This is a genomic window from Bacillus sp. FG16, assembly GCF_057809515.1.
On record NZ_JBMDKC010000014.1, the window covers coordinates 66,935 to 75,525 of the forward strand.

General features: G+C 34.0%; 11 protein-coding genes and 1 pseudogene. 5 read left to right on the forward strand and 7 right to left on the reverse strand.

Features of this window, described 5'->3' with window-relative positions:
* Positions 1-31: 31 nt before the first annotated feature.
* Together ACODS7_RS07965 and ACODS7_RS07970 are read left to right on the forward strand one after the other, a co-directional pair.
* Positions 32-1,195 carry an alpha/beta hydrolase family protein gene (locus tag ACODS7_RS07965; RefSeq protein ID WP_025688084.1) on the forward strand — a complete coding sequence of 388 codons (1,164 nt, stop codon included), beginning with the start codon at positions 32-34 and terminating at the stop codon, positions 1,193-1,195.
* 1 nt (position 1,196) lies between these two features.
* Positions 1,197-1,580 carry a hypothetical protein gene (locus ACODS7_RS07970; protein WP_000968628.1) on the forward strand — a complete coding sequence of 128 codons (384 nt, stop codon included), beginning with the start codon at positions 1,197-1,199 and terminating at the stop codon, positions 1,578-1,580.
* A 13-nt stretch (positions 1,581-1,593) separates the two neighbouring features.
* Here ACODS7_RS07970 and ACODS7_RS07975 read toward each other — a convergent pair whose 3' ends face one another.
* Positions 1,594-2,082: a GNAT family N-acetyltransferase gene (locus tag ACODS7_RS07975; RefSeq protein ID WP_089170525.1), complete on the reverse strand. Its 489-nt coding sequence runs from the start codon at positions 2,080-2,082 to the stop codon at positions 1,594-1,596.
* A gap of 132 nt (positions 2,083-2,214) precedes the next feature.
* A complete protein-coding gene (locus ACODS7_RS07980) occupies positions 2,215-2,322 on the reverse strand; it encodes a YjcZ family sporulation protein (protein ID WP_000540375.1) in 108 nt (35 codons plus the stop codon).
* A 214-nt stretch (positions 2,323-2,536) separates the two neighbouring features.
* Here ACODS7_RS07980 and ACODS7_RS07985 point away from each other — a divergent pair, with 214 nt between their 5' ends.
* Positions 2,537-2,671 carry a hypothetical protein gene (locus ACODS7_RS07985; protein WP_001177693.1) on the forward strand — a complete coding sequence of 45 codons (135 nt, stop codon included), beginning with the start codon at positions 2,537-2,539 and terminating at the stop codon, positions 2,669-2,671.
* Positions 2,672-2,762: 91 nt separating this feature from the next.
* Here ACODS7_RS07985 and ACODS7_RS07990 read toward each other — a convergent pair whose 3' ends face one another.
* Together ACODS7_RS07990 and ACODS7_RS07995 are read right to left on the reverse strand one after the other, a co-directional pair.
* Positions 2,763-3,323, reverse strand: a complete 561-nt coding sequence (locus ACODS7_RS07990; RefSeq protein WP_048565177.1) for a PRK06770 family protein — start codon at positions 3,321-3,323, stop codon at positions 2,763-2,765.
* Positions 3,324-3,674: 351 nt separating this feature from the next.
* Complete coding sequence (locus ACODS7_RS07995) at positions 3,675-5,150, reverse strand: MDR family MFS transporter (protein WP_048565176.1); 1,476 nt, start codon at positions 5,148-5,150, stop codon at positions 3,675-3,677.
* 142 nt (positions 5,151-5,292) lie between these two features.
* Between ACODS7_RS07995 and ACODS7_RS08000 the strand changes: the two genes are divergently transcribed.
* On the forward strand, positions 5,293-5,868 hold the full coding sequence (locus ACODS7_RS08000) for a TetR/AcrR family transcriptional regulator (RefSeq protein WP_016082653.1): 576 nt from the start codon (positions 5,293-5,295) through the stop codon (positions 5,866-5,868).
* 296 nt (positions 5,869-6,164) lie between these two features.
* Here the strand turns inward: ACODS7_RS08000 and ACODS7_RS08005 are convergent, their stop codons facing one another.
* Entirely contained in the window at positions 6,165-6,317 is a 153-nt protein-coding gene (locus ACODS7_RS08005) for a hypothetical protein (RefSeq protein ID WP_000394754.1), read from the reverse strand.
* A 169-nt stretch (positions 6,318-6,486) separates the two neighbouring features.
* On the reverse strand, positions 6,487-6,687 hold the full coding sequence (locus ACODS7_RS08010; protein ID WP_029441758.1) for a hypothetical protein: 201 nt from the start codon (positions 6,685-6,687) through the stop codon (positions 6,487-6,489).
* A 119-nt stretch (positions 6,688-6,806) separates the two neighbouring features.
* Between ACODS7_RS08010 and ACODS7_RS08015 the strand changes: the two genes are divergently transcribed.
* Positions 6,807-7,694: a DMT family transporter gene (locus tag ACODS7_RS08015; protein WP_000776058.1), complete on the forward strand. Its 888-nt coding sequence runs from the start codon at positions 6,807-6,809 to the stop codon at positions 7,692-7,694.
* 200 nt (positions 7,695-7,894) lie between these two features.
* Here ACODS7_RS08015 and ACODS7_RS08020 read toward each other — a convergent pair.
* Positions 7,895-8,539 (reverse strand): annotated as a pseudogene (locus ACODS7_RS08020) (sulfite exporter TauE/SafE family protein); the annotation flags it as partial.
* Positions 8,540-8,591: the final 52 nt, after the last annotated feature.

Consider the following 8,591-nt stretch of genomic DNA (forward strand, 5'->3'; position numbering starts at 1 on the left):
TTAAAATATACCATGAAATGAGTTGAAATATATGAATGAACTTAAAAAGAATCCAATTGCGACAGATGAAGATTATTTCGAGCTATCGGATAAAGTTTATAAACAGAAATATTTACATAAAGAAGCAAAAATTACAGGATCTAATGGTCAAGAATGGAAAGTTATAGAAACATTTGATGCAGATGACACAAAAGTGAAAAACGGATTACAAGCAATCGCTGTAGTACCTGCAAATAAGTATAAGCCTGGTAAAAAACAGTATGACGATGTAATCATTGCATTCCGTGGTACTGAATTTGATAGATTCGATGGAGATAAAACCACAGATATAGTTCAAATTACACTTGGACAAAAAAAGAACCTTGGTGTAGCAGGCGGAAAAGCTCCGACATCATTTGATAGTGCATTAGAATTTACAGAAAAAATTAAAAAAAAATATAATCCTACATCTATTCACACTACCGGACATAGTAAAGGTGCTGCGGAGGCTCAATATGTAGCAGCAGAAATGAATTGTTATGCAACAACATATGCTGCACCAAATATTTATAGATTACTAAGTGATAAAGCAAAAAAACGAGTAGATGAAGGCGTAATGGAAAATAAAGTAGTAGATTATACTCATAAAGAAGATGCTGTAGGAAATTTCAATCAATTTGGAGCACCTATGATCGGTAAACAATTTACAACGAAAAGTAATGGAACAGATAGTATTCTCGCGGCTGTATTTATGGGACAACATCCAATGTCAACATTTCTAGAAATGTTCCACAATAATGGTAGTGTTCGACTAGAATTAGAACCAGATGATATCATTCGTCATGCAAAAGAGATACAAAAAATAAGCGATATATTATCTGATATTATTAGAAATATAGAAAGATTTCAACAACAAGAAGAAGAGGAAGTTGCGAAATTAAAGAGTCAATTGAAGCATGAGACAGGCCCTGGAGGAAAATATCATCTGTTAGAAGAACATGAAGTAGATGAAGCAATTAGAGAGGTTGCAAAAATATCCCAAAACGGAAGAGACTATTTTCATGATGTACAACTAGCAGAAGAACTAATTCATCTTTTACGGAAAAAACAAAAAGAATTGATTCATTTTGGAGATGATATTGCTTATGCAGCTAATTCATTACGCGATAAAGATAATCAATTAGGAACAAATTTTGAAGGACTGGCGGCGAGATAATATGATGGATTTTATAGGGGAAATTCAAAAAATAGAGAAAGAAATAGAAAAAGCTACAGTTGGTGCAGTTGGAACTATTATAGATGAGTTGCAAGCTGTTAAAAAGCAATTAGAAAAAGAAATGCAACAATCACTTTTAAAAACTGATGTAGCATTCAAAACAAATAGCATAGTAGCAAGCCAAAAACATGCCATTCAAAAAAACAAAGAAGCATTTCATGATGTATGCAAAAGTTTATCTGAACAAGGAATTGAATTAAACAAAAGTTTTGAAAGCAAAACAGGTAGTGCAATAAAAGAAACATTACATAAACATCTCGATCAAATTCGGAATGAAATGATTTCTAAACAATATGATTTAATTAATAGTTGTGGAAAAAAATAAAAAATTTCTATTATTATTTTAATCTATATATATACAAAAAAGTCCTCTTATGTAGGACTTTTTCTAATACGCAAATAGATGCTATATTATCAAGCATCGCTCCTGCTTCAATTCTATGTAGCTTTAATTCCCTAAAAGCAAAATCTACAACAAGTTGAAGAGCCTCTGTTGTATAGCCCTTTGTATTATGCTCCTTATCCAAAGTAAAACCCGTATAACAACTTTGGAGGTCTCCCCTAACAATTTGAGTTAATGAAATGTCTCCAATCAGTTTATCATTTTCTCTTAAAAAGATTCCGAAAGGGTATACTTGTCCTTCAGCTGTCTTTTTTAGAGCTTGTTCAAGACGTATTTTTTGATGTTCTTCTGTATAAAAAACTTCTGGGAGCAACGGGCAAACTCGTTGAAAAAATTCGCGATTTCTAATATGTAAGTTAGCTAACTCGTTAGCATCAGCAGTTTTATAAAGCCGAATATAAATGTACTTCCCTACTAGTTTCATAACATCCCTCCAACATTTTTATATGTCTAATGAGGAAAAAATATACCGTATACTATATACAGTTGGATATTATCAGGAATCATTTTGCACAAAAGAAAAGACACTCCATATGAGTGTCTTTTCCAATAGTTTTTAGCAGAAGCAAGAAGCTCCAACGATGATTAATAAAATGAATAACACAACTAATAAAGCAAAGCCTCCAGAAAAGCCACAACCGCCACAACTACCACCATAGCCCATAATAGTTCCTCCTTTAGATAAGAGGGGAAAACTAAGGTTCACTCATGTATTTTAATGGATTCGTTTCATCTTATGTTTTTTCGTATTGATTGAGCAGGTCCTTTAGAAAACTATTTACATATTAACTATATTTTTAAAAATGAATAATTTAACTATAACAATAAATAGATAAATTAATATAATGTATTAATTCTAAAAGAAGGGAGGAATAGCCATGCAATTAGTTTGTTTTAAAATAGTAAGTGGTCAGTATTTCTTGTTTGTAGAAGGTATTCAAATTCCTGTACCAATTCCAGCAGTTGCTGCAGCTTTATTAATTGGTTTAGGAGTAATTCCACTTTGTTCTTAATGTAAGGAATTCGTATCATTCCTATCTTTCCATTGGAAAAGCCTCAAGTATATGAATACTTGAGGCTTTTCTTATAATTGAGAAAGACACTTTAACGTGGCTGAAGATCTCCTGATTTAACTAATGCGGCCGTTACATCATCACCGAAAGTATTGAAACAGAATACTTTCTCGTCTATCTTATCCATTACTGTAGCTTCACCTATCTTGCCACCTTGAAGTTTAATAAAATAGTTATGTTCTTCTAAAATTTTACTAAAATCTCTGTTTGCCCATCTTTCAGTAATTGCTAATAGCTCTTCTTTATTCTTGAAATTGTTTCCGTTTAGAATGTTTCTTACTTTCTCTGCATTCTTTTTGGACATAGGGGTTGCTCCCTTTCCTTCACACGCTTTTACTTTTTGATGAGTCATGCTATGCATAGCTGAAATCACTTCTTCTTCAGTAGAAGTTACTGTAATGTGAAGTTGTGCATTTGAGCCTTTCACTTCTGCTTCATTCGATAGTGTGTCTTCTTTATTAACCTCTGCAAAAACATGGTCCTCACTCCCAAGCGGGACTTCAGCAAACTGTAACATTCCATAAGTCATACCAGTTGCAAGTACTACTACACCTATAATAGATGCTAGCCAATACGTTAGCTTTTTGTCCATCTTCATTTCCCCTGTCTTCGTTTAAATATCTTAACTAAAGAGTACCATATTTAATTCCTTTTTATTGAAGTGTCTCTAATTTTCACTATAAAAAACGTATAAATCATTTAATACCAATATAACAACTTCACAATCATGACTATGCCTATTCTCATAACAGGATCTATATACGATGTCACTAAATCATCTGGTGAACTATTAGTTATTAGTACGGCTTTGCATCGTTATTCTCAAAAAGGATAATTATTGTACATACCAATTCTTATGTATGAAGACACCCAAAACAAGTGTTACGAAAAAAATATAAAAAAGACATCTTTTCTAGGGAAAGATGTCTTTTTTATATAAACCTTAATGTTCGTTCTGTAAAACCCTCGCTGCCTTTACTCCTTCTTTCTCTTCTTTTAAGAATAACGATACGATAAATGCAACAATAATAAAGATTAACCCAAGTGCAAATGCACCTTGGAACCCTGACGTTAAACCGTTTAACTTCTCTACTGGATCCAGTGGATTTACGGAGCTCTCCATATAGCTAGTTGTTCCTGAAGACATTTTCGAAATAAAGATAGCTGTACCAATTGCACCAGCTACTTGTTGCAACGTACTAAATAGTGCTGTTCCGTGCGGATATAAATCTGGTGTTAATTGATTTAAACCGTATGTTTGTGCTGTCATGACAAACATGAGTCCAACCATTAATACGCTATGCATGACAATAATTTGTAACATTGATGTATCAGGAGTAATGCCTTTAAATAAGAACATTGCAATTCCTACTAAGACAATGCCGGGAACGATAATAACTTTCGGACTAAATTTATCAAATAGTTTACCTGCGATTGGCCCCATTATGGCGCTAATAACACTTCCCGGAAGCATGATAATTCCTGATTTAAAAGCTGTAACGAGTAAAACGGTTTGCAGGAACATCGGTAATAAAGTCATCGTTGAAAATAACGACATCATCACAATGACAATTAATCCAACTGATAATGTAAACATCGGAACTTTAAATGCTCGTAATTCTAAAATTGGATTCTCAATTTTCAATTGTCGAACGGCAAAAATACATAATGAGATAAGCCCAACAATTAAAGTGCCATACACTTTTGCATCGGACCATCCTAAATCACCCGATGCACTAAAGCTATACACAAGCCCGCCAAATCCTAATGTCGATAAAAGGATAGATGGGTAATCTACTTTTGGCCTTGTTAACTCTGAAACATTTTGAATGTACTTCATCCCAATCATAATGGAAATGATCACGATAGGAATAACAATATAGAATAACCAGCGCCAATTTAATGAATCCACAATTACTCCAGATAATGTAGGGCCAATTGCCGGAGCTGCCATCATCACGAGTGCGATTAATCCCATTGTCGCACCACGTTTTTCAGGTGGACAAATGATTAAAATCGTATTCATTAATAACGGTGTAATTAACCCCGTCGCTACAGCTTGGACGATACGGCCAATTAATAAAACGGAAAATGTCGGTGCGAATCCCGCAATTAATGTACCGACTAAAAACGTTACCATAGCGATCAAAAACATTTGTCTCGTTGTGAGCCATTGCTGAAGTAACGCTGTAATTGGAACTAAAACCCCAACTACTAACATGTAAGCCGTAGAAAGCCATTGAATCGTTGAAGCGGTTACGTCAAATTCTTTCATTAATACCGTTAACGCATTACCAAGTAATGTTTCATTTAATAATGCAACCATTGCACCTAAAAGTAATGCAATTAAAATGGGGGTATGTTTCAAATTAGAAGTATCAACTTTGCCACTTGCTGGGCTCTTAGTTGTCATATTCATTTACAGATTCTCCTCCTGTTTCTTACTTAAAAAACTTTAAATACACCGGAACACATGTAATATAATATACATATGTAGATTAAAAAGGGAGAATCAATTTTCAGCCACTGTATATTTAATCTACAAAAAAGGAGAATTGTAGATGAACGATAGTGAAAAACAACTTGATTTACGTATTAGACGTACACATAAATTACTGTGGGATTCCTTATTTGAATTAATGACGCAATCAAAACAGAAATATAGTACGATCACGATTAACCAAATATGTGACCGCGCAATGGTACACCGAACAACCTTTTATAAACACTTCGAAGATAAAGATGCTTTATTAGCATTTGGATTTAAACGATACAGCAAGATGATTGCTGAAATACCGGTTTCAGATCGATTAAGTAAACCATTTCAAGTAATGGAACAATTTCTACACCATGAAGAAATCGGTAAAATATTAGAAACGCAAATGTCTGATGAACAATTTATTAACCGAACACAGTATTTAAGTCACGAAACGAGAAAACAAGAAATAGAAGCATTAAATCAACTGCACAAAAATCATACGATGCCCAATGATTTAATCATTGAATTTTATTCAGGGGCAATCACCTCATTAAGCGCATGGTGGTTTAAAAGTGAAAGAAAAGTTTCTGCTGCTGAAATGGATAGGTATCTCCACCAACTCATTAATCGGGATATTTTTCAGTTTGAAGAGGATTAAGACTACACCTTTTCAATCATGCAATAAAGTGAAACTTTAATCAGCCCTCACCAATCGGACTTTTACGGACAGCCCGACCCCCACCTAACTTCTTTGCTTCCACTGAATTTTGAGGTGGGGGTCTTACTGCCCGTTAAAGCGGGATCAAATTGACCACAAAATAGGAATATGATATATTTTCCGTAGAATACTATATAAGTGTGACAGCGAATAAATTGGCATATAATAAAAAGAAGAGATGCGCTAACATCTCTCCCTTAACTGCTACCGTATAGGGTGGTGGTTATTATACGTTATTATTTTTTGCGAAACCCACCCTTTTGCTTCCTACGGCGCGGAGTGGGTTTTTTGTTGTCCTTATCCAGAAGTTGCTTCCGCAAAAAATACGCTGAAACTTCACGTACAGTCGCTTTTACAAATTCTTTTACAAGGTCAAACAAAAACTCCATATTATCACCCCCTTTCCTTCCAAATGGAAAGAAGGGATAACCACCCACCCTCACAATATGCAGTTACATATATTTTATCAAATGATTGTAAAGATATTATGTAAACAAAACAAGTGAAATTTTACATAGAAAAAAAGCCCCTCCAAACTGGGCTTTTATACACATACTATTACTTACCGATCTTCTTCAAATCCGAACTTTCAATAATCGAATGAGCATATCCATCTTTCCCAACTCGCACCATCGCTCTTCCTAATTTTTCTGAAATTATTACACTAACTAATCTCTTCAATAATGGATTAAAAGACTTCATCACATCGTACATCATGTTTAGATTTAACTCCGCTAATATGTTTGCGGCGGATAACATTAAATCAATGAAATAAAACGTCGATAAATTTAAGTTACAAATATTCAGAATTAATATTAAAATAAAAATGGGGATAGGGGTATGGGCTTATAAAATTTATACATAACGAGGGAATAGAAATGAAACTACAATTAAAAGCGGATTTAATGTTACTACTAGTTACATTCTTTTGGGGTGCATCCATCCTACTTACAAAGCTTGGACTTGATGGCATAGAAGAATATAATTTAATCGCATTACGATTTATTATCGCTTTTCTTTTATCAGGTTTAATATTTTACAAACATTTATTTAAGATCGATTTTAAAACTGTAAAATATGCATTTATACTCGCTTCTGTCTTATTTATCGTTTACATTTTCGCGACTTTCGGTACAAAGTATACAAGTGTTTCTAATGCTGGTTTCTTACTATGTCTCACAGTCATTTTCATTCCGATATTATCAGCTATATTTTTAAAACACATTCCAGAAAAGAAAGTTATAGTAGGAATCATTTTAACGATAATAGGAATCGGCTTATTAACATTAACTAGCGAATTCAAAATCGGTAACGGCGATATATTTTGCATACTGTCTGCCCTGTTTTATGCGATCCACGTCATCATTACTGGAAGCGTAACGAAACATGTGAATTCCATTGCACTTGGAGTAGTGCAACTCGGTTTCGTCGGCCTATTTAGTCTTATTTTCTCATTCATTATAGAAACACCAAAACTTCCCAGCACGATCGACTCATGGCTAATCATATTAGCTTTAAGCATATTTTGCACCGCAGTCGCATTCATCGTGCAAGTAATTGCCCAGCAATACACGACACCTACCCATACAGGTCTTATTTTTTCATTAGAACCTGTCTTTTCCGCAGGCTTTGCTTTCGTCTTCACAGGTGAAACGCTGACAGGAAAAGGATACTTAGGGGCTACGCTTATATTATTGAGTGTGTTAATTGCTGAGTTGGATTTTAAGAGTTTGTTGAGGCCTAATTATAAGAAGAATATAGAGTAAACATTTCAATATAATCAATAAACATACCCCAGAAAAATATGAGTTTATATTATTTTCATTCTCTTCACTTAGATTTTCTTTTTAGATGCTATCTTCAAACAAGGTAGCATCTAAAAAATGTTAAAAGGAATTTTCTCCTTAGTGTCTTCTTATATTTTATGTAATCTGCGTATTTAACCTTTTCTACGTTCTTTAATTACTTACTGAATATAGTCATACAGATTTTTCGCTAACAATAAGCAAGTTACTGTAATGAAAAGAGCACGAACATACCCGCTTCCTTTTTTTATAGCGAATTTGGAGCCAACAATCCCTCCAGCAATTTGAGCAATCCCCATTATAAAACCATACGCATAGTTTACTTGCCCTACATACATAAACATCAACAATGCACCAACATTACTTCCTAAATTAAGAAGCTTCGCATTACCTGCTGCTTTTAAAAAATCATATCCAATAAATAAAAGAGAAAACATTAAAAACGAGCCTGTTCCAGGACCTAGAAATCCATCATAAAAACCAATAGCAAAAATAAAAAAGGTAAAAATAATGACGTGTCGACCAGACAATTTCTTATGAGTGGAAATACTACCCCAATCCTTTTTGAATATCGTATAAATAGCGACCGCACCAAGCATAATCAACATCAATGGCTTCAGTACTTCTGGATTCATTAAATGAACGGTCCATGCCCCTATTATGGAACCTATGAAAGTGAGCGGAACTAATTTAAACGCCGATTTCAAATCAAGATTACCAGAACGATAAAACACAATATTACTAGTTGCACACCCCATTGTCGACGCTAGTTTATTCGTAGCTACTGCACTTGCTGGATTCAGCCCATGCCCATCAACTTAAGAGAACAAATAAAATGAAATTCCCTTCAAAAGGGTT

Excerpts from the sequence above, each read along its gene's own strand:
- ACODS7_RS07975 (WP_089170525.1), bottom strand. The coding sequence starts at position 2,082 with ATGAAACTAGTAGGGAAGTACATTTATATTCGGCTTTATAAAACTGCT.
- ACODS7_RS08000 (WP_016082653.1), top strand. The coding sequence starts at position 5,293 with ATGAACGATAGTGAAAAACAACTTGATTTACGTATTAGACGTACACAT.
- ACODS7_RS07980 (WP_000540375.1), bottom strand. The coding sequence starts at position 2,322 with ATGGGCTATGGTGGTAGTTGTGGCGGTTGTGGCTTTTCTGGAGGCTTT.
- ACODS7_RS08015 (WP_000776058.1), top strand. The coding sequence starts at position 6,807 with ATGAAACTACAATTAAAAGCGGATTTAATGTTACTACTAGTTACATTC.
- ACODS7_RS07990 (WP_048565177.1), bottom strand. The coding sequence starts at position 3,323 with ATGGACAAAAAGCTAACGTATTGGCTAGCATCTATTATAGGTGTAGTA.
- ACODS7_RS07965 (WP_025688084.1), top strand. The coding sequence starts at position 32 with ATGAATGAACTTAAAAAGAATCCAATTGCGACAGATGAAGATTATTTC.
- ACODS7_RS07985 (WP_001177693.1), top strand. The coding sequence starts at position 2,537 with ATGCAATTAGTTTGTTTTAAAATAGTAAGTGGTCAGTATTTCTTGTTT.
- ACODS7_RS08005 (WP_000394754.1), bottom strand. The coding sequence starts at position 6,317 with ATGGAGTTTTTGTTTGACCTTGTAAAAGAATTTGTAAAAGCGACTGTA.
- ACODS7_RS07970 (WP_000968628.1), top strand. The coding sequence starts at position 1,197 with ATGATGGATTTTATAGGGGAAATTCAAAAAATAGAGAAAGAAATAGAA.
- ACODS7_RS08010 (WP_029441758.1), bottom strand. The coding sequence starts at position 6,687 with ATGTTATCCGCCGCAAACATATTAGCGGAGTTAAATCTAAACATGATG.
- ACODS7_RS07995 (WP_048565176.1), bottom strand. The coding sequence starts at position 5,150 with ATGAATATGACAACTAAGAGCCCAGCAAGTGGCAAAGTTGATACTTCT.